The organism is Corynebacterium sp. UMB9976 (assembly GCF_030212265.1).
Taxonomy (GTDB): Bacteria; Actinomycetota; Actinomycetes; order Mycobacteriales; family Mycobacteriaceae; genus Corynebacterium.
In genome coordinates this window covers 64,494-84,524 of sequence record NZ_JASODY010000009.1, presented here as the reverse complement: position 1 = coordinate 84,524, position 20,031 = coordinate 64,494, and the positions used below count along the sequence as shown (strand labels likewise).

The following is a 20,031-nucleotide window of genomic DNA, read 5'->3' as shown; positions in this document are numbered from 1 at the left end:
TATATGCTCCCGGAGCATATACTTTCCTGAAACCTACAGGTCAACCCCTGAAAATCGGCGATTCCGGACACACTTTTTGACCCTTAACCCGCAGGGGCTATTCCCCGCCGCGGCGCAGCTGAACCATGTCCACCTGCTTGGCTCCCACCACGCGGGAGAAGCGCTGCGCATCACAGGTCAGCACGATGATCTGGTGCTGCTCGCCCAGTTGGGAGAGCACCACGTTCATGTCCCTGCTGCGCTGCGGGTCGCTGTAACCGAGGCTGTCGTCGATAATGATCGGCACTCCCCCGCCCCGGGCCACCAGCGATGCCACCGCGAGACGGGAAAGCAGGTTGATCTGCTCCCTCGCGCCACCAGACAGGGAGGACACGTCGAGGGCCACGCCGTCGTCAATGCGGCGGCTGACCTGCAGGTCCTCGTCGAACTCGAACTGGACGCCCGGACCGTAGATGGTGCGAGCAAGGACGTGGAAGGCCTCGGACAGCGGGCGGGAGTAGCGACCCCGTAGCTCGGCACGAGCCTCATTCATCGTCTCCCACAGAAGCTGGGCGGCCTCCGCTCGGGCAGTGACGGCAGCTAGGGCGCGGGCGGCCCGTTCCGCCTCGGCTGCCGCTTCACGCTTGGCCTCCGCAGCGCCTTCGCGGCCGGCCAACTCGGTGCGCAGGCGGACGAGCTCCTGGCCGCGTTGCGTGGCGTTTTTCTGCAGCACCCCGAGGCCCGCCTTCTCACCGTTAAGGAGGCCCTCAAGCTGCTCGGCGGTGGCGGCGGACTCGTATTTCTCCTTCTCCTTATCCCGAATCGCGGCAGCCTCCACCAACGCGCTGTTCTGCTCGGCGACGGCCTCCGCCAGCTGCTCGTCGCTGGCCTCTTCGCGCTGCTGCGCCAACTCGTCCTCTGCGGCCGCGAGCTGCTGCGTCTGCTGCGTAGCATTGAGTTCTGCCAGCTTGTGCTCCTGGAGGATCTGCGAGTGTTCCGTCGCGTCCTTGGCCTGCTGAGCTGCGGTGTACCGCGCCTCACTGCGCTCGAGGAACAGTTGTGCTGTTTCCAGCTCGACCACGAGCCCCGCAAGCTCGCCGTTGTGCCCTGGGGCCCGCTCCCCCGCAGTCCGGGCCTCAGCGACCTGCGGCTCTGTGTCCTCCGTCGCTTCTCGCGACGAGTCCCGCGTTAACCGCGCGAGCTGTTCTTCCAGCTCGGGCTCAAGGCCGAATTCCTCGGCCCGCTCTGCATTCCCGCCCAGCTCCCGCCAGATATTGGCCGCGGCGCGAGCCCGTTCGGATAGATTCTCACCTGCGGCGACCAGCTCCCGGCTGGCCTGCTCCACACTGAACTGCAGGTCCTGGGAGCTGACGCCCCCGGTGATCCCGCGCAGCTCCAGCTTTGCCTCGTCGCGATCGTTTTCCAGGGCGCGCCGTTGCTGGGCCAGCCGGTGAGCGGCCTCCGTGTCCCCGTCCTCGATGCCGAGGGCCTTCGATGCCTGGGCGACCTGCTCCCGAGCACGGCTCACCGCGGTCTCCGTCTCGCTGGTGTCGCGGGCCGGAGTGACCGCAACGCGGTAGTCCCCGAGTGCGAACTGACGCGGGGAGCTCACCAGGGTGCGGTACCCCTCCGCCGTGAGTTCGACATCCTCCTCGCCGTCGCGCACCGTGCCAGCGGGACCGGTGATCTTCACCTCGGTGGCGATTGCCTCCTGCTGCGCGGTGGCCACGGCAAGCTGGGTGTTGGCGCTACTCAGCGCGTCCAGGGCCTGCTGGGTCGCCGGATTCTCCGCGAGCTTATTCTCCAGCTCCCGCAGCCTACCCACCGTCTTTTCTGCCTCCGCTGCGCGCTCGGCGACGTTCTTGTGGCTCTTCTCCGCCTCGCCATATTCGGCGCCCGCCTGCGCCCACGCAACGTAGCCTCGTGCGAATCGCTGCTGCTCGGCAGCACTGGAGTATTCCGCTTTCAGCTTCTGCTGTTCTTCCTCAGCCTTGGCCGCCTTCGTGGCGAGCTCATCACGCCGCTCTTGTTCCTTCTCGAGCTCGGCTCGCTTGACCGCCACCGCATCAACCTGCTTCTTCCGCGCGTCATGGCGGTACTTCGCTAGATCGAGCGCCTGGTGCGCGCTCTTGACCTCGCGTTCGAAGCCCCGGAGCTTTTCCTGTGCCGCCCGGGCGGTCTGCAATTGTTCCTCGAGTTCCTCGACGGCCCGCTTCGCCTCGGGCAGCTCCGCCGCAGCCTGACGCTCTTCCTCTTCCAGTTCCGTGATCGCCCGGATCTGCCGCTGTGCTCCGTCATAGATGTCGGTGGCTTCTGCTAGGGCCTGTTCTGCGGCCTCGCGCTCGTCACGGGCCTTCTGCAGCTCACCATTCTTCTTCACAGCCCCCTTGGCGGTGAAATAGCGATCGTATTCCTTCTCGATCGCCGCGAGCAGTTCCGCGGCCGTGGCGTCCACCTCGTGGCCGGTATCGGCCTCCGCGCTCTGGTCACTCTGTGCCGCCAGAACGGTGCTGAGGGATTGGATTCGGCCAGCGGAGAAAGCCTCCAGGCTCGCGCCCTGCTCCACTGTCAGCGCATCCAGCAGCGTGCGGTCCACCGTCTCGTTGAGGATCTCCGCGAAACGTTCCTCAGCCTCCCGGTCCACCAGGTTCTCCACAGCGGGCGCCGAGACATCGAGTGTGGCCGCGTGCCGGCCGGTGCCGAAGCTCTTCTCGATCCGCAGCCGGTAAGCCCCAATGCTCATCTCCGCGGCGACCGTGGGCTTGCCATTGCTGCCCACCGGCTTGAGCGCCATGACCTCCTGCTTGCGGGTCTTGGTGTTCACGCTCGTGTTGAGCAGGAGCTTCATGGCCGTGAGCAGGGTCGATTTTCCGGATTCGTTGCGCCCGTGCACCACGGTGACCCCGGAATCCGCCAGGTCGAGGTCGACGTGCGGCACTCCCGCGAAGTCGTCCAAGGTCAGGCGGTGGATGGCCAGGCCGGCCCCGGCGTTGTGCTGCTGTGAGTTAGTCATTGTCCTCGTCACCTAGCTTTCCTTGACCTGCACGCTGGCGGCCAAGCGGTAAAGGAGCTTCAGGGCATCCGTGGCTTGATCTCGAGTTCCTTGGGCCTGACGCTGGTCCTCGGCGAGTGCGAGCAGCTTCTCCATCGCGATTTCTGGGTAGCCCCGCAGCTGGAGGGCCCCACGCAGCTCCGACAGTTCCGGGGACACGTGCAGATCCATCAGCCGGGTGCGCTCGTAGAGCGCAGCGAAGCGAGGGCGCTGCTCAGCCAGCGCGGTCTCCAACCGGATGTCTGTCATCAGGTCGATGCTCCCCCGCAGCGCGTACTTGACCACGGTCGATCGCGGCTGCGGCAGGCTGGCCAGCTTCGCCAGGAAGTCCTCGGCGTCCTCTGGGGAGTTGATGTCCTCCGTCATCGCCAGGAAACGCCACTGGCCGATCTCAACCTGCTCCACTGCAACGGTCGCGGGCGCAGCCGGGTTCTCCGGGTCGATGCCGACCTCCACGACCAGCGCCTTACCCGAGTTGGACTCGCCACCGCCGTCGGGCTCCTTGAAGTCGGTGACCTCCGGAGCGCCGGAGTACCACACCACGCCACGGTCATCGAGGGGCATCGCGGAGTGCGTGTCCCCCAGGGCCGCGTAGTCGACGACGCGCTGCCGGACGAGCTCGCTGAGCCGGGCGACGTCGATCACCGACGGATCCGCGACACTGTCCCGCGACTCCGTGTGCCCGTGACCAACCGCGATGCGGATTGTATTCCCTGCCGGCGACAAGTCTGCAAGCGCCCGGTACACCAGATCCTCGCTGGCCACCTTGCTCAGCAGCGGCGCGCCGATGATCTCCACGCCCTCGCGCAGTGGCCTTGGGGTCGAGTCCCGCAGGACAGTCACCTTCCCGCCATTGTCTGGGGACAGCTGCTGCAGGCTCGGCTGGTGGTAAATGCTCGCCGGGTTGAGCGGATCGTGATTGCCCGGCAGCAGGTAGACCGGAACCGGGGCGTTGCGCAGCACATCGAGGATCCGCGTCCAGGTCTTTTCCGCCAGGAGGTTGTCGTCGAAAACATCCCCGGCGACGACGATGGCCTCACACTTCCGGTCGGCAGCCACTGCGAAGAGCTTCTCCACGGCTGCCAGCCGCGCCTCGTCGAAGAGCCGCTGGTTATCCTCGCCGAGGAAGCGCCGCCCCATCCCGATCTGCCAATCGGAGGTGTGCAGGAAGCGCACCGAATGCGCACCCACGCCGGTATCGCGTGGCCGGGAAGACGCCGTTGTCAGCTGTGCATCGCTCATGTTCTTCACCTTGTCACTTCATCCTCGTGCCCGTCACCGGGCGGGCCCACGGGGTGGGGTCGAAACGCCCGGAGTCATCGGTGATCATCTCCAGGCACAATTCCAGTTCGTGCATCGTTTGCAGTTGATCAACGCTGGTCCAGCTCAGGCTGCGCAGAGCCCGCATCAAGGCATCGCGATCCCCGAGCTCCAGCCCGCTTTCCACGGGCGGCGCCGACCAGCTCACCCGGCGTTCCTCCGAGCCCCAGAACTCCGCCTGGTCGAGCACCTCCGGGGCCTGTTGGGCGGAGCCTCCCGAGTTCGGCTGGGTTGAACTGCTCTCCTGCTCCCCGGCGTGGCTGAGCTGGACGCTGCGCAGCGCCTCGGCTGCTTCGACCCCACGCCACTGCAGGATGGCTGCGGGATCGTGGTTAAAGGTATCCGCCAGCTGATAGGCCACGGCGACCGCGTGTTTACACACCGGCGCCCCATCCGGGCACGTGCAGCCCTCGAAGCGGATCTGGTCGGGCCGCAGCAGCATCGCGGCGAGATCCGTCGGGGGCGCGTCCCCGCGGATGATGGTGCGCAGGAGCGCTGGGTCGGCGGCGACCTCCGCGGCGATGAAGTCCCTTCTCTTCGCACTCAGCGCCGCCACCTTGATCACCACCTCAAAGGGCTGTGGTTGGGTGCCGGCGACTAACGCCACCACCGTGTTGGTGCTCAGCTCCATGCTCTGGACGTGGCCGCCCCAGTGATAATCCCGGCCTCGCTCCAGCCGACCGCGGTCGGTGGCGCCAGCGACGGCTTCCAGCAGCTGCGCCCCGGCCCAGCTTTCTGGGCCCAGCGGATCGGCAGGAATGGGAATCGACGGGCGCGGGGTGACTGCCTCCGCACGGCGGCGGGCCCCGAAATCCGCGAGGATGACGTTGCCTTCCCAGGTGGTCCGAGGAGTGTTCTTCCTACTCATCTGCTGCCTCCTTCCGACTGGTTATCCGCTCCGGGAACCTTGGTAGCCACAGATGTAGCATCCGCAGCAGACACGTCCGAGGACTCTCGTAGCTGCCAGAGCTCGGCCAGGTCCTCGTCGCTCAGGCTCGCGATCCAGCCTTCGCCTTCACCCACAACGGCTCCCGCGAGGTCCCGCTTGCCGGTGATGATCTCATGGATGCGTTCGTCGAGGGTGCCCGCCGAGACAAATTTATACACATCGACGTCACGTTCCTGACCGATGCGATAGGCGCGGTCCGTCGCCTGGTCCTCCACCGCCGGATTCCACCAGCGGTCGATGTGAATCACCACGGAAGCCCTGGTCAGGGTGATTCCAGTACCCCCGGCGCGCACCGAAAGCAGCATGACCCCCGGACCGGTATCGCGCTGGAACTGCGCCACCAGCTCTGTGCGCCGCGACCTGCTCACTGAACCGTCGAGTTGGAGGACGGGCATCCCGTACTCGGCCTCGATCGCGGGTGCCAGCATCCGACCAAAGGAGGGGAACTGCGTGAATAGAAGCACCTTCTTGCCCTCCGCCACGGCCTGGCCGATGAGCTCGAAAATCCTTTCGATCTTCGGCGAGCGGTGCTTCCCGCCACGCAGGATCCCCGAGCCATCTCCCGCGAAGTGCGCGGGGTGGTTGCAGATCTGCTTGATCTTGACCAGGGAGGCCAGGATCAGGCCACGGCGGCTGGCAGATCCCTGCTCCAGGGCCTCCTCGACCTGCGCGATATAGGCCTGGTAGAGGCTTGCCTGTTCGGCGGACAGTGGCACGGTTTCCACGTGTTCCCGCTTTTCGGGCAGCGCCACCCCCACTGCAGGGTCTGTTTTGAGACGCCGGAGGATGAAAGGCTCCACGATCCGCTTGAGACGTTCGGTTGCGCCGACGTCCTGATAACGCTCGATGGGGATAGCAAGGCGGTTCTGGAACGCGGCGGCCGAGCCCAGAATCCCCGGATTCGCGAAGTCCATGAGGGCATAGAGGTCGGAGAGCCGGTTTTCGACCGGCGTGCCCGTGAGCGCAATGTGGTGATTGGCGGGGATCCCGCGCACGGCCTGGGACTGCTTCGTCGCGGGATTCTTGATGTTCTGCGCCTCGTCGGCGACCACGCGGCGCCACCGAATCTTCTGATAGCGCTCCGGGTTGCGGGCGACCGTCCCGTAGCTGGTGACGACGAGGTCCGCCTGTCGGGCATGCTCCGGGAACTCGGCGTCGGTCACCTTCCCGGCCCCGTGATCCACCAGCACGGAGAAGCCGTGGATGTGACGGGTGGCCTCCGATTGCCAGGCAGCCAGCACGGAGGTGGGCGCGACCACCAGGGTCGGTTCCATAGCTTCCGGGCCTGTGCCCTCCTCCGATGCATTCTCTTTTTCCCAGGCCAGCAGGGCCAGCACCTGCAGGGTCTTCCCCAGCCCCATGTCATCGGCAAGGATCGCCCCCAGGCCGTGCTCCGCCATCCACGCCAACCAGTTCACACCGCGGCGCTGGTGTTCGCGCAATTCGGTCAGCACCGTCGCTGGCAGCTCCACCTGCCGGGCGGGCGCGACCACGTTCTCACGGTCGAAGAGCTGACGCACCCAGCCGTCCATATCCACCCGGATGTTGTGGTCCGGGTCATCGCCCCCGTGAGCCTCGGCGGTGGCCTCCGCCTCCAGCAGCTCCGCCAGCGTGACCTCGCTGAGCTCCGCCGCGTCCTTCTCCGCCGCGTCCGTGAGCGCGCTGAGCCACCCTCGGGCCTTGCTCAGCGAGCTCTTGTCCAGGAAGACAAACTGCCCGTTGACCTGCACGATCTGGCGGGCAGAGCTGATGAGTTCCAGCTTGTCCGACTCCCCAACCGGGGTGCCGTCCACCGAGAGGTTCCATTCGAAGTCCAGGAGCTGGTCCATCCCGAGCTTCCCGGAACCCGGCCCGGAGCCCACCGCCTGAAATGTGGCCCCCACCTGCGTGGTCTTCGGTGCCCAAGCCCGTGGGATCATGACGGGAAAACCCGCCTCCTGCAGTCGACTAGCCTTGGTGTCCAGCAAATCCGCCACGTCGTCGAGGTCCACGCTGAACGCCAGCTGGCGGTCGAGGGCGGGGTCCCCGGTATAGGCAGCTTCCGGTGGGACCCAGCGGCCCACGGTTGCCCACCGGTCGACGGGGCCTAGGTGCCTGCCCAAGCGCGGCCATACCTTCGCCGCCTGGTGTAGCCGCTGCTGGATCTTGCGCGCCTGCTCATTGCCGGTGGTCGTGGTGTTGACCGGTTCGGCGGGTGCCCCGTCCACCGACAGTCCCACCTCCAGCCGCCAGGTGAATTGCTTCGCCGCATCATCGGCTGCCTGGTCCTGCTCGCGTTCCCGGTTGGCGGTGGAGCGGTCTTCCGCCAGGGACGACGACGCCACCGGCTCCCCAAGCTCCCGGGCATCAGCCGGATCCGTGAGCCGGAAGACCAGCTGGGTGGCTGCATCCCTAGCGCTGCTGCGCCACTCGTTGAGCGCGCTGACGGTGGCGGGTCCCGCCTTCGCGGTGGCCCGCCCGGCGAGGAGGTCGGTGACCAGCGGGCTCTCCAACTCCTCATATTCCGGCGGCCGGGCGCGGTCGGTCACGAGGCTCACGGCCATCCAATGCGCCCAGTCGTCGGCAGCATCCCCCACCATGTCCCCGTTGCCGTTGCGCGCCAGGACTCCGGGGAGTTGCGCCCGGAACTCATTGAGCACCGCGGAATGCTCCCCGGCGGTAGCCAGGGTGAAGCGAGGGTGCCACTGCTGATCCTGCCGCTCCATCCGAACCATGACCCGCCCTGCCTTCACGGTGGCTTCCACGTATTCGAATAGATCGATAAGGAAGATCACCTCGGGGCCCAGGCCCTCGCGAACCTCGGGATCGGTGGCGATCCGGCGCAGCTGCTCCATCAGCGCGATGGATTGTTCTGGCACCCACGCCGCAGTGGGGATAGCGAGGATGGTGGGCTTACCGCTCGGGGTGGAGACGAGCACCTGGCCTCGGGAGCGCAGCGGTTTAGCAGCCAGCACGGCGCGCAGCTCTGCGGGCCACTGCCCGTCGGGGATGTCCTCGGCGCGCATGACGATCTGGCGGCCGGCCACCTTTTCGGCCCACAGCTGCACGCCGCCCCCGGCGGGCACGAGCGCGTGCAGCAGAAAAGCAGATCCCATAGTTATAAGGGTCTACCATGCCCCGCGGACACACCGAATCGGCGCACGTAGACTGCCCATTTTCCTCTCACTAAAGCCCAGCAACACGGCATTCTTTCGGTCTTTTTTCAGGATTTTGGCAGAAAAGCGTTGAGAATTCTGGCATCATGGCCATGCTCAAGTTTTAAATATTGACTTCGACTAACCATTCGGCCGGCTCTTCATCGGCCCCGGGTGGTCTTTCAGGAAGTCTCGACCCTACAAAGAAAGAGACATTCTGTATGACAGACCAAGCATGGTTCGTCACAGCAATGGTGATCTATCTGATCGCCATGATGTTCATTGGACTCCTCGGTTATAAGCAGACCGACGAGTACGAGGACTACATGCTGGGCGGCAGAAACCTTAACCCGTTCGTCGCAGCCCTGTCCGCTGGCGCCTCCGATATGTCCGGCTGGCTGCTGATGGGCCTTCCCGCCGCGATCTTCGTATCCGGCTTCTCTGAGCTCTGGGTGGCCATCGGCCTGCTGCTCGGTTGCGCACTCAACTGGTGGTTCACCGCACCACGCCTGCGCGCCTACACCGAGATCGCGGACAACTCCATCACCGTGCCGAGCTTCCTGGAGAACCGCTTCGAGGACAAGTCCCACGTGCTTCGCGTGGTCGCTGGCCTCGTGATTCTGCTGTTCTTCACCTTCTACGTGGCGTCCGGCATGGTCGCCGGTGGTCGCTACTTCGAGTCCACCTTTGACTCCTCTTACGCCGTCGGCATCGCCGTGATCGCCGGTGTGACCGTGATCTACACCTTCGTCGGTGGCTTCCTCGCTGTGTCCTACACGGACGCGGTGCAGGGCTGCATCATGTTCATCTCCCTGATCCTGGTGCCGATCTTCGCGGTTCTGCACATGGAGGACCCGAGCGCCATCTTCAGCTTCCAGACGGAGAACGCCTACGCTGCCTCCGGCCTGGAGCCGAACCCGAACTGGTTCTCCCTGGTCAACGGCGTGGGCTTCGTGACCATCATCTCTGGTCTGGCCTGGGGCCTGGGCTACTTCGGCCAGCCGCACATCATCGTGCGCTTCATGGCGCTGCGTACCCCGCGGTCTGCTCGCAAGGGCATGTTCTACGGCGTGACCTGGATGGGTCTGTCCATGATCGGTACCGTCTTCGTGGCGATCATCGGCCCGGCATTCTTCACCGAGAACCCGGACATCAAGATCGTCGACCAGATCAACTTCGAGACGATCTTCCTGGACATGGGCCAGATCCTGTTCCACCCGCTGATCGCTGGTCTGGTACTCACCGCAGTGCTGGCGGCCATCATGTCCACGATTTCCTCCCAGCTGCTGGTGGTCTCCTCCGCACTGATCGAGGACATCTACAAGGGCCTGTTCAACAAGAACGCTTCCGATCGCCTGCTGCAGGTTCTCTCCCGCTTCGCAGTGCTCGTCGTCGCCCTGCTGGCGGTGTTCATCGCGGCCAAGCCGGATTCCGGCGTGCTGAGCCTGGTCGAGTTCGCGTGGGCCGGCTTCGGTTCCGCATTCGGCCCGGTCATCATCGCCTCCCTGTACTGGCGTCGCCTGAACGCCCCGGGCGCGATCGCCGGCCTGGCTGCCGGTGCGATCGTCAGCTTCCTGTGGGGCGGCCTGGCTAACTTCGGCATCGCCGATAAGCCGTTCGGCCTCTACGAGATGATCCCGGGCGTGCTGGCCAACGTGGTCTTCATGGTCGGCGTGACCCTGATGACCAAGGAGCCTTCCGCGAAGGTTCTGGATGAGTTCGACAAGTCCATCGAGCTGAGCAACAAGGCCGATCGCCTCACCGAGAAGGAGTTCGTAGAGGAGGCCGCTAAGTAGCCCCTCCCCTCCCTGCGGAAAATTTTTCCGCAACCTCGGGAACCAAACGTCGCCTCGCGTTGTCTAAGACAACATGGGGCGACGTTTCTTTTTCTCTCTAGTCTTTCTCTCCGCCGTGGCTGGTCTGTTGTTTTTCACGACGTCGGTTCCGGTGTCAACTGGTTGGTTGCCTGGGGGCCGCTCTGTGGATCAGCGCGCGCAGGAGCTGGCCCGCCAGGCCCTGGCGCGGGTGGAGGTCGTGCCCCAGCGGATCCGAGTGGTGGGCTACGACCGCACCCGGTTTCTGCAGGGCTGGGCGCACAGCATCGCCCCCGATGGCAGTTATTGCTCGACCCGTGAGCTGGTGCTGAGCCTGAACTTCCCCACCGAACCCGCCAGCCCCTGCCCGCGGGCCACCGGCGAGGCATCCGATGAGTACTCCGCCGAACCGGTACGCCCGCAGGGCACGGATATCGACCACATTGTTCCACTCGCCGCGGCCTGGGATTTGGGGGCACACGCCTGGCCGACGGAGAAGCGTCATCGCTTCGCCAATGACTGGCACTACAACCTGGCGGTGACCGCCTCAGAGCTGAACCGGGAGAAGTCTGATGCGACGCTGGAGGCCTGGTTGCCGCCCAACCCTGCGGCCCGCTGCCCCTACGTTGCCCGTTACCTGGTGGTGGCGGCCCGCTACGGGCTGGCGATCACCGCCGGCGACGCTGCCGCGGCCCGCGAGGCCTGCCAGCTGCCCCGCTGACCGGGTGTTTTGTGACTAGTCACGAATTTTTTGACAGAGTGGTTCACATGGATCAATTTATTACTGCTCTCCACGTCATCGCTGCGATCCTCCTCATCGGACCGGTCGCGATCGCTACCTCGGCATTCGCACCTTCCCTGCGCGCCGCGCAGTCCGGCTCCGCCAAGGCGGTGGGCTCCGTGGCAACCCTGGCTGGCATGACCCGCCGCTATGGCTACATCTCCCTGCTGGTCCCCGTGCTGGGTCTGGTCGCCTTCATGACCGTGGACGGCGCAATGCAGAACTACGCCTTCCACGCCGCCATCCTCACCTCTCTGGCAGCCTGGTTGGTCCTGCTGCTGGCGGTGATCCCGCAGCAGCGCCGCGGCCTGATCTCCGTTGATGGCCTCGACGAATCCGACACCCCGGCGAGCGAGGACGAGCTCGCCGCCGTCCAGGGCGATGCGGCCAAGGGCCTGCCCGGCAAGGCTGCCATGTTCGGCGGCATCTTCAACCTGCTGTGGCTGATCACCGCGGTCCTGATGTTCGTCTAGTCCACGCATTTTCGCAGGCGCTCGCATGCAGCGCGTGAATGCCACATAGCCGTGGGAGTGAAACTCACTCCCACGGCTATTTCTCTATGCCTGGCTTTGGCCACCTGACCCAGCCGACCCCTACGAAAAATCCGGCTGACGTGGCCTCTTCCACGTCAGCCGGATTTACAGGTTTCGGCTAGTAACGTCCCCCGCGGCGGTTATTACCGCGGCCGCCACGGCCCTCAAAACCGCGGTCGTCCCGGTGGCGGCCACCGCCACGGCGATCCCCACGGGAGTCTTCGAAGCGGTTGTGGTGCCCACGGCCGCGCCCACGCCCACCGCGGTCGCGGTCGCGGTCAAAGCGTCCGCCGCCCCGGCGCTCCCCCCGGCCCCGGTCGTCGCGGTAGCCACCGCGGCGACCATCGCGGTCGCGGCGGTTGCCACGGTGGGAGCCCGGGCGGCCCTTCGGGGCACCCGGATCCGGCTCGATATTGATCAGCTGACCGGACACGCGGGTCTGGTCGAGGGCCTCAAAGACCTGCTTCGGCAGGTCCGCCGGCAGCTCCACCAGGGAGTGCTCGGAGAAGATGCTGATGCGGCCGAAGTCGCGGGAGTTCAGCCCGCCCTCGTTGGCCAGGGCACCCACGATTGCGCCCGGGCGCACGCGCTGGCGGTGGCCGACGGAGAGGCGGTAGACCTCCATCTCGTTGCCGTTGCGATCCGTGAACCGGGGGGCTGGCTTGTTGAAGCGCTCCTCGAAGGAGCGGTACGCCCCGCCACCACGGCGATCGGCATCGCCGTAACGGTCGTCGCTGCGGCGCTTGTGCTCGCGGCGCGGAGCCTCCTCCATGAGGAACTTCTCCCCGCCCTGGGCCCCGGCTGCCAGTGCCGCAGCGATGTCCTCCAGGGTAACCCCGTTATCCTCCGCGTAGGTGGTCACCAGCTCGCGGAACACGGAGACCTGCGGATCCTCGAGGTTCTTGGTCAGCTCGCGGTTGAACTTCGCCTTGCGGGCCTCGTTGACCTGGTCAACGCTCGGCAGCTCGATCTCGTTGAGGCGGGACTTCGTCGCGCGCTCGATGGACTTCAGCATCCGGCGCTCACGCGGGGTCACGAACAGCACGGCGCGGCCGGAACGCCCCGCGCGCCCCGTGCGGCCGATGCGGTGCACATAGGACTCGGTGTCGCGCGGAATGTCGTAGTTGAACACGTGCGTGATGCGCTCGACGTCCAGGCCACGAGCGGCGACGTCGGTGGCGACCAGGATGTCCAGGCGACCGTCCTTGAGCTGGTCCACGGTGCGTTCGCGCTGCGCCTGGGCGATATCGCCGTTGATGGCGGCAGCCTCGTAGCCCCGGGCGCGCAGGCGCTCCGCAAGCTCCTCGGTGTCGTTCTTGGTGCGGACGAACATGATCATCGCGTCGAAGTCGGTGACCTCGAGGATGCGGGTCAGCGCGTCCAGCTTCTCGCGGTGGTGCACGATCAGGTAGTCCTGCTCGATATTCTCCGCGGTGCGCTGGGTGGACTTGACCGTCACTTCCTGCGGCTCGTTGAGATAGCGCTTAGACAGGTGGCGGATCGCGGACGGCATCGTCGCCGAGAACAGCGCGACCTGCTTCTCCTCCGGGGTGTCCTCCAGGATGCGCTCCACGTCCTCCTGGAAGCCCATGTTCAGCATCTCGTCGGCTTCGTCGAGCACCATGAAGCGCAGCTCGGAGATGTCCAGGCTGCCCTTCTGCAGGTGGTCGATCACGCGACCCGGGGTGCCGACGACGACGTGCGCGCCGCGGCGCAGGCCCGAGAGCTGAGCGCCATAAGGCTGGCCGCCGTAGATCGGCAGGATGTTGACCCCGCCCATCTTCCCCGCGAAGTCCTCGAAGGACTCCGCAACCTGCAGCGCCAGCTCACGGGTCGGTGCCAGCACCAGGGCCTGCGGCTTGCGGGACTTCAGGTTCAGCCGGGACAGGATCGGCAGCGCAAAGGCGGCGGTCTTACCGGTACCGGTCTGCGCGAGGCCGACCACGTCCTCCCCTGCCATCAGCAGCGGGATGGTCTGCTCCTGGATTGGGGACGGCGAGGTGAATCCGACGGCACGGACGGCGTCGAGCACCTCCGGCGACAGACCCAGGTCACCGAAACCGGCGCCGTCGTCGTCCTTGTCTTCCTTCGCGTTGTCTGCCTGCTCGTCGTCCTTCGCGACGGCGACGTCCTGGATGGACGCGGTCGGGGTGGTGTCGTTGTCGTTGTTGTTTTCTACGGTTTCCGCCTGCTGATCGGCCACAGTGTCCTCTGGGTTCTCGTTCTTGTTCTTCTCGTTGTTGAGATTGTCGGTCTTCCCAGAATCTTCTGCGCCCTCGGCTACAGCGGAGCCACCGGCGGATTCCATCGCGGAATCTTCGGTGTTCTCCCCCAACACATCAGAGATATTCAGCGGCGCATCGTTGACCGGCGCCTGCTGGGCCTCTTCCTGCAGATTGTTCTGAGCTACCGAGTAATCGTTATCCACCGGCTTGTTGACGTCGCCGGAGACGCTATCAGTATCACTCATCGCACTTGACAGTACGCTCTGCGGCCAGCAAAAGCCATACCGCGCCACCCGGTGGAAGGCAGATCGCAGCCTGCACTGATTGTGGCTGCTGGCAGTACTGACCCCAGTGCTGCCCCAGCACTGACCCCGGTGCAGCCCCAGTACCAATCCAGCGCCGACCCGAATCTTTCGCCCAGAGTGTGACGTGGCATACTACGGCTGATATCGATCTGACTTTCGCGGCTTGACGGAATCCGGAGGACAATCCCATGTCGCAACAACCAGCGCCCGAGGCCGCCACGGCGGGCGAATCCACGACTGACAGCCACCAGGGCGAGCTGCGGCGCGCGCTGCGCCACCGACACATCCACTTCATCGCGCTGGGTTCGGCCATCGGCACCGGGCTGTTCTACGGTTCCGCCGGCGCGATCGGCGCGGCGGGCCCCGGTGTCATCTTCGTCTACCTGCTCGGCGGCGCGATCGTGTACTTCATGCTGCGCGCCCTGGGCGAGATGTCCGTGGCCCACCCCGTCGCTGGCTCTTTCGCGGAATATTGCCGCCGCTACCTGGGCGGATGGGCCGGGTACATCACCGGCTGGATGTATGCCTTCGAGATGATCATCGTGTGCCTGGCCGACCTCACGGCCGTGGCGCTGTATATGAAGTTCTGGTTCCCGGAGACGGCCTCCTGGGTCTGGGTCGCGGTGGCGCTGATCATCGTGGGGGCGGCGAACCTCGCCTCCGCCCGCTGGTTCGGTGAGCTGGAGTTCTGGTTCACGACGATCAAGGTGACCGCGGTGGTCGCCATGATCCTCGGTGGTGCGGCCATCCTCGTGTTCAACGTGGACACCGGCGGCACCGTCGGCATCTCGAACCTGTGGAACGACGGCGGCCTGTTCCCGAACGGCTTCACCGGCGTGCTGTCCGCCCTCATTCTGGTGCTCTTCGCCTTCGGTGGCACGGAGATCATCGGTGTGACGGCCTCCGAGGCCGAGGACCCGGAGAAGACGATCCCGAAGGCCATCAACACGGTGCCGATGCGCATCCTGCTGTTCTACGTGCTCGCGATCTTCGTCATCGTCGCGGTGATTCCGTGGCGCGAGATCACCGGCGAGCAGTCCCCGTTCGTGCAGATCTTCAGCTCCCTGGGCATCGGCTGGGCCGCTGCCCTGCTGAACGTCGTGGTTCTCTCCGCGGCACTGTCCGCGATCAACTCGGATCTCTACGGCGCCGGCCGCGTGATTCACGGCATGGCTCGCCAGAAGCTCGCCCCGAAGATGTTCGCCAAGATCGACCCGCGCAATGGCGTGCCGGTCTCCACGATCAGTGCCCTGCTCATCGTGCTGGTCATCGGCATCGTGTTGCAGCTGATCAACCCGACCGCTGAGCGCCTGTTCCAGGACATCGCCGCGCTGGCCACCTTCGCCACAATCTTCGTGTGGCTGATGATCCTCATCAGCCACCTGGCCTACCGCAAGCACCTGAACTCCGAGGACGTCGCCCACGCGCACTTCACGGTGCCGCTATGGCCGCTGGGTCAATACTTCGCGATCGCCATGATCCTGCTGACCTTCGGCACGATGTTCTGGATGTCGGATTTCCACTCCGCCCTCATCGCAGGCGTGGTGTTCACGGTGGCAATGTCCATCCGCTACTACTTCATCGACCGGAGGAATAAAGCCGAGACCGCCGCGGCCTAATCCCCCCCTGAAGCAATGAATCCCCGCAGAGTGCGGGGATTGTTGTGGATTATTGCCCTGTTGCCAGGCGGTAGCCCCAGAGTCGCCCCGCCCGGCACGGGGCTATTTTTCTGCCAGCAGCTCCGCGATAGCCCGGGCAGAACGCTGCCCGGAGCGGATAGCACCATCGATGGTTGAGGTCGCGGTGTGAGCGCCGGCGACCGCCACGCGCCCATCGAGCAGCTCGGCTGCCGGTTGGGCCTGGATCGCGTGATTGGGCCCGACCAGTGGCAGGGCGTCTGGGATGTCGTGGCGGGTGACCAACTCCAGGGCCTCGGGGCTGCAGTCGTAAATGCTGGCCACGTCACGGCGGACCTGCATTTCGGTGGGTAGATCGCGGGCCGCGTCGAAATCGCCGTTGCTGTGCGGGTGGGAGGTCGCTGCAGCAATCAGCTGGCTTCCCGGCGCGTAGGCCGGGGCCACGGATGTGACCTCGCCGGCCAGGTCGATGCACAGCTCACCGCTGCCGTCCACGGTCACGAGCCTGTCGCTGTGCACCTCGTCGCTCACAGTGAACCACCAGGTACTCTGCCCGCGATGCTCGGGCACCGCAGTGCCGATCAGCTCGTGGGCCGCCTGCGCAGAGGTGGCCACGATCGCATGGGAGAAGCGCTCGGTCTTGCCGTTCACCGTGAGCTCCACCCCATTCGGTTGGACGTCCACCGCGCTGACCTGGGAGTTCAGTTCGACGCGGACGCCGCCGAGGCGCCCCATCGTCGCCGCCAGGTCCCCCATTCCGCGCTCCGGCAGGGCCAGCGTGCCGCGCAACAGGGTGACGAACACCCACTTCGCGAACTCCGCGGAGGTTTCCCCGCCGTGGTCATAGAGGAAGGCGCGCAGGATTGGGTCGACCGCGTTCTGGCGGACCGGGCCGGTGATGCCGGCCTTGGTAAGCGACTCAGCGACCGGCTCGTCGCTGGCGTGCCCGAAGCGGCTGGGGCCACGCAGCTCCAGGGAGGAGCGGTGCATCAGCTCGCTGCGCAGCCAGTTGCGCATGCGCACGAGCTCACCCAGCCGTAGCGCGGAGCTGAATTCCGAGCGCAGCAGCTTCGGCACCATCGATGGCGCGCGAACGGGGTCGATGATCAGCGCGGAGCCCTCACGCGTGACGGTGTTGATCCCCGGCTGGAAGTTCTTGATCTTGAGGGCGGAGTACTCCCCGGGGTTCAGGATCTCCTTGACCGCCGGGTACCAAGTATTGAAGAACTGCAGTCCCCGGTCCACGGTGATCTCGCCGTGCTGCTCCGAGCGCACCAGCCCGCCCACTCGGTCAGCGGCGTCGAAGAGGGTGCAGCGCGCCCCGGCCTGAGAGAGCGTGCGGGCCGCTGCGAGGCCGGCCATACCGGCCCCAATGATGGCTACCTCGGTCACGTGCCCCTCCTGCGGTCCTCGCTCAATGCTGGGTGGCACAGCATGTGTCCGGCGCCGTGCCGGGGGCTGTGCCCATCATCACGCTAGCCATGCTAGCCCACACCCCGGCCGCGCCTGACCACCCGCGCCCCGCCAGTCGCGGTGCGTGGAAAGCTAGCGTTCCTCACCGTCTGCCGTCACGTCGCCGTCCTCCTCGTCGGCAGCGACGTCGTCGGCGTCATCGTCCTCAACGTCACCGTCCTCGACCTCGACCCACTCGAAGAACGGGTCCTCGGAGCCGTCGTCGAGGGTGACCAGGAGGTCCTCCCAGTCCTCGGCCTGCTGCGAGACATAAGCGAGCACGTCGAAGAGCTGGTTGAAATCCTCGAATACGCCGAGGTCCAGCACCTCCTGGTACTGCGTGCGCAGCTCGTCCAGGGTGGCGTCCAGCATGTCCAGCTTCGCCGGGTCCTGCTCGTCCTCCTCATCGACGAGGATCTCCGCGGCGATGTTCTCCGCGAGATCGAAGACGCTATCGGGCAGCACCACAAAGCTCACTGCAGCGGTCGGCGCCCCCTGGCCCTCCGAGATCTTCACGGTGACCTTGGAGTTAGCGCTGAGGTTCGCGCGCAGGACGAGGGGGTCGTAATCATCCTGTTCGAACTCGAGGTCCTCGACGCGCGGGTCCTGCCCATCAAGCAGTTCATTGAGCACCGTGATCACCTCATCGGTGGCCATGTGCCGGTTCACTGCCTCGACCGCGGCCTCCGGGGTGAAGACCACGCCGACCAGGGCGGCGTCGAAGTCCTCATCCTCATCGGTGACGTCGGCGAGCGCGACGAAGACGTTCGCGGCCGGTGTGCTGACCCCGGCTACCCCTTCGATCAGCTCGAACTGGATCTCCACTTCCGCAGAGACTGGAACGAACAGCGTTCCATCGTTGGCTCGGGACTCGATGCCCTCAACGTCGAGGGCCTGGGCGATGTTTTCCAAAAATCCCATTGAGGAATCCTCTCTCCGCGGCGCGGTTCGTCTCCTGCGTTGATCTTAACCCGGTTTATTTGCCTCGCGCCGGGGCCGTGCGCCAGCCGCCACATCATGCGCTGAAATTAAGCCCACACTGACCCCCACCACAAGGCTAAAGACCATCCAACCCCCACGAGTCGATTTCATAGTTGCACACAAAACTTTGGCGACATATTTATTTACTTCTGACTATCGGCCAGTCCGGAAAAATATTGTTGCACAGCATACGTAATCACATTGTCAATAGGAGCCTGAACCTTCGTGGCATGATCCCGCAGTTCGGAAACCATCCCCTTAGGCAGTAACACATTAATGCCCTCGAGACCCCCAAAGGTGGCAAAATTCATTAGAGAGCCCTCAATAGCTTTTGGTCCAACATCACGGCCAAGAGGGAGGAGTCCTAAAATTTCGAGAATTACCAACTTAGTTACTGTATGAAGTTTATGACGATCAATATCAATTCTCGAGTTCTGAAAACGACCGCTCTCGTTGGTTAACAGTTGGAGATTTTCCAGAATATATTGCACAACACTCTCCTCGAAACGCCCCCTTTCCCATCGCCACTTAGAGTTATTTCGTTTATAAAACGCACGAAAAAATCCTGATTGGACCGCGATCAAGATCTCCCGGAGACTTGTTTTCTCCGCCGCATGATAGATCATTTCCTCAATCTCTTTCGACTGCTGCAGTGTAGGAACCACCTCACGAAAACCTAGGCTACGATCCTGCACTTGCTCCAGCGCACCTTCAGCTTCTGCAACGAACGCTGCTCGGATAACCCCTCGGAGATCATTCAACTCCTCGCCAGACCACGAGGCACCTTTAAGCCGCTGCAAGATTTCATCGTAGGTGGCATCTAATTGGTCTTGTGTGGTCCGATCCGAGTAACTGGCAAGCCTCAAGCCATCGAACACCTTAAGTCCTACAATTTTCTTCGATTCTTCTCCTTCCCAGTCGAATATCTCAGGATTCGCCCGCGGCCCCGCCGTGAGGACACCTGCAGACCACGCCTTTTCAATAAGCTTTTCTTCCAAACGCGAAATCTCTGGCCTTCCCGCCTGTCGGACCCACGAGATCCACAAAAGAGTCCCGAGAATTTCGTTCAGCCGGGCTCTCATTATGACTTCATCAAAGCCAACGTTTTTTTGCCGGTCATGCAAACTACGTACCGCTTCTTGCCGCGCGGAAAAAAGAGCTCTCTTCTGTTCCTGCTCTTGCTCCCTCAGTCGCTTTTCCTTCACTAAAGCAACACGATGTTCTCGGTGAGACGGATCATAGACACGCTGAACCCGCCGACCAAAATGATGATCGCAATACCGGCATTTCATCCTTTTCCCCGCGATGGCGCCCTGCACTATCGTGCGGGAAGAGCACGCTAGATCGTTGCCACAGACAGAACATGAATAACCCCGCAGAGTTGCCGTAGCACCTGCCCCCGCAACGACCATCACCTGAGCATCCCATGATTCATACTCCAGATCTGCAGTGGCGAACGCCCATACTGGTTTCCCGTTATCCCATTCGTGCTCCCAGTATTCTTTGCCAATTCTTCTCACGTCACTGGCTGCGGCAGTGTTTTCCACAACCTCCAAGATCGGCGACTCACCAAAAGAAGTCTCAGCCATTGTTTATTACCACTCCCATGGTCCCGGACTACTTGAAGGACGCATCCGACGCTCACACCATAGTGAGCGACCACTATGAACCTTCCACCTGGTTATCATTCCGTGGTGTAGTATGCCACCTCTTAGTTCGATGGCTTCTTCAACATTTGTCTTCCCACAAGACGTTCACAACGATAGTTGACTGAATGGAGCTGTACCCCTTTCTCCATGACACGCTTGCGGACTTTCCGCTTGCTATGGGTCATTCGTGGTCACAACACCCCCCTTCACTGCTCTCAGT

Annotated in this window: 12 protein-coding genes; 4 read left to right on the top strand and 8 right to left on the bottom strand. The window is 64.2% G+C overall.

Going from position 1 to position 20,031, the window contains the following annotated elements:
• Positions 1-97 precede the first annotated feature (97 nt).
• Genes QP140_RS05990 through QP140_RS05975 form a run of 4 tightly spaced genes read right to left on the bottom strand, consistent with a single transcriptional unit; the run spans position 98 to position 8,395 of the window.
• The gene (locus tag QP140_RS05990; RefSeq protein WP_284758659.1) at positions 98-2,992 is read right to left on the bottom strand and encodes an AAA family ATPase; all 2,895 of its coding nucleotides are present in this window, start codon (positions 2,990-2,992) and stop codon (positions 98-100) included.
• Positions 2,993-3,004: 12 nt separating this feature from the next.
• Positions 3,005-4,273, bottom strand: a complete 1,269-nt coding sequence (locus tag QP140_RS05985; protein ID WP_284758658.1) for a metallophosphoesterase family protein — start codon at positions 4,271-4,273, stop codon at positions 3,005-3,007.
• 13 nt (positions 4,274-4,286) lie between these two features.
• A complete protein-coding gene (locus QP140_RS05980) occupies positions 4,287-5,219 on the bottom strand; it encodes an SWIM zinc finger family protein (protein WP_148812488.1) in 933 nt (310 codons plus the stop codon).
• Positions 5,216-8,395: a DEAD/DEAH box helicase gene (locus QP140_RS05975; RefSeq protein ID WP_284758657.1), complete on the bottom strand. Its 3,180-nt coding sequence runs from the start codon at positions 8,393-8,395 to the stop codon at positions 5,216-5,218. Before QP140_RS05975 ends, QP140_RS05980 begins: the two co-directional genes overlap by 4 nt.
• Before the next feature lie 260 nt (positions 8,396-8,655).
• Between QP140_RS05975 and putP the strand changes: the two genes are divergently transcribed.
• The 3 genes from putP (at position 8,656) to QP140_RS05960 (ending at position 11,502) form a co-directional block, all read left to right on the top strand.
• On the top strand, positions 8,656-10,230 hold the full coding sequence (putP, locus tag QP140_RS05970) for a sodium/proline symporter PutP (protein WP_070760917.1): 1,575 nt from the start codon (positions 8,656-8,658) through the stop codon (positions 10,228-10,230).
• A gap of 184 nt (positions 10,231-10,414) precedes the next feature.
• Positions 10,415-10,969 carry an HNH endonuclease family protein gene (locus QP140_RS05965; protein ID WP_284758656.1) on the top strand — a complete coding sequence of 185 codons (555 nt, stop codon included), beginning with the start codon at positions 10,415-10,417 and terminating at the stop codon, positions 10,967-10,969.
• A gap of 47 nt (positions 10,970-11,016) precedes the next feature.
• On the top strand, positions 11,017-11,502 hold the full coding sequence (locus tag QP140_RS05960) for a hypothetical protein (RefSeq protein ID WP_070759262.1): 486 nt from the start codon (positions 11,017-11,019) through the stop codon (positions 11,500-11,502).
• 178 nt (positions 11,503-11,680) lie between these two features.
• Here the strand turns inward: QP140_RS05960 and QP140_RS05955 are convergent, their stop codons facing one another.
• The gene (locus tag QP140_RS05955; protein WP_284758655.1) at positions 11,681-14,032 is read right to left on the bottom strand and encodes a DEAD/DEAH box helicase; all 2,352 of its coding nucleotides are present in this window, start codon (positions 14,030-14,032) and stop codon (positions 11,681-11,683) included.
• Between the two features lie 248 nt (positions 14,033-14,280).
• Between QP140_RS05955 and QP140_RS05950 the strand changes: the two genes are divergently transcribed.
• Entirely contained in the window at positions 14,281-15,711 is a 1,431-nt protein-coding gene (locus QP140_RS05950) for an amino acid permease (RefSeq protein WP_070760921.1), read from the top strand.
• Between the two features lie 102 nt (positions 15,712-15,813).
• On the opposite strand, the gene QP140_RS05945 is transcribed toward QP140_RS05950, so the two are convergent.
• The 3 genes from QP140_RS05945 to QP140_RS05935 all read right to left on the bottom strand — a co-directional run bounded on the left by QP140_RS05945 (position 15,814) and on the right by QP140_RS05935 (position 19,751).
• Positions 15,814-17,121, bottom strand: a complete 1,308-nt coding sequence (locus QP140_RS05945) for an FAD-dependent oxidoreductase (RefSeq protein ID WP_284758654.1) — start codon at positions 17,119-17,121, stop codon at positions 15,814-15,816.
• 153 nt (positions 17,122-17,274) lie between these two features.
• The gene (locus tag QP140_RS05940; RefSeq protein ID WP_070760923.1) at positions 17,275-18,102 is read right to left on the bottom strand and encodes a hypothetical protein; all 828 of its coding nucleotides are present in this window, start codon (positions 18,100-18,102) and stop codon (positions 17,275-17,277) included.
• A 203-nt stretch (positions 18,103-18,305) separates the two neighbouring features.
• Positions 18,306-19,751, bottom strand: coding sequence for a hypothetical protein (locus tag QP140_RS05935; protein ID WP_284758653.1), 1,446 nt, complete (start codon positions 19,749-19,751; stop codon positions 18,306-18,308).
• Positions 19,752-20,031: the final 280 nt, after the last annotated feature.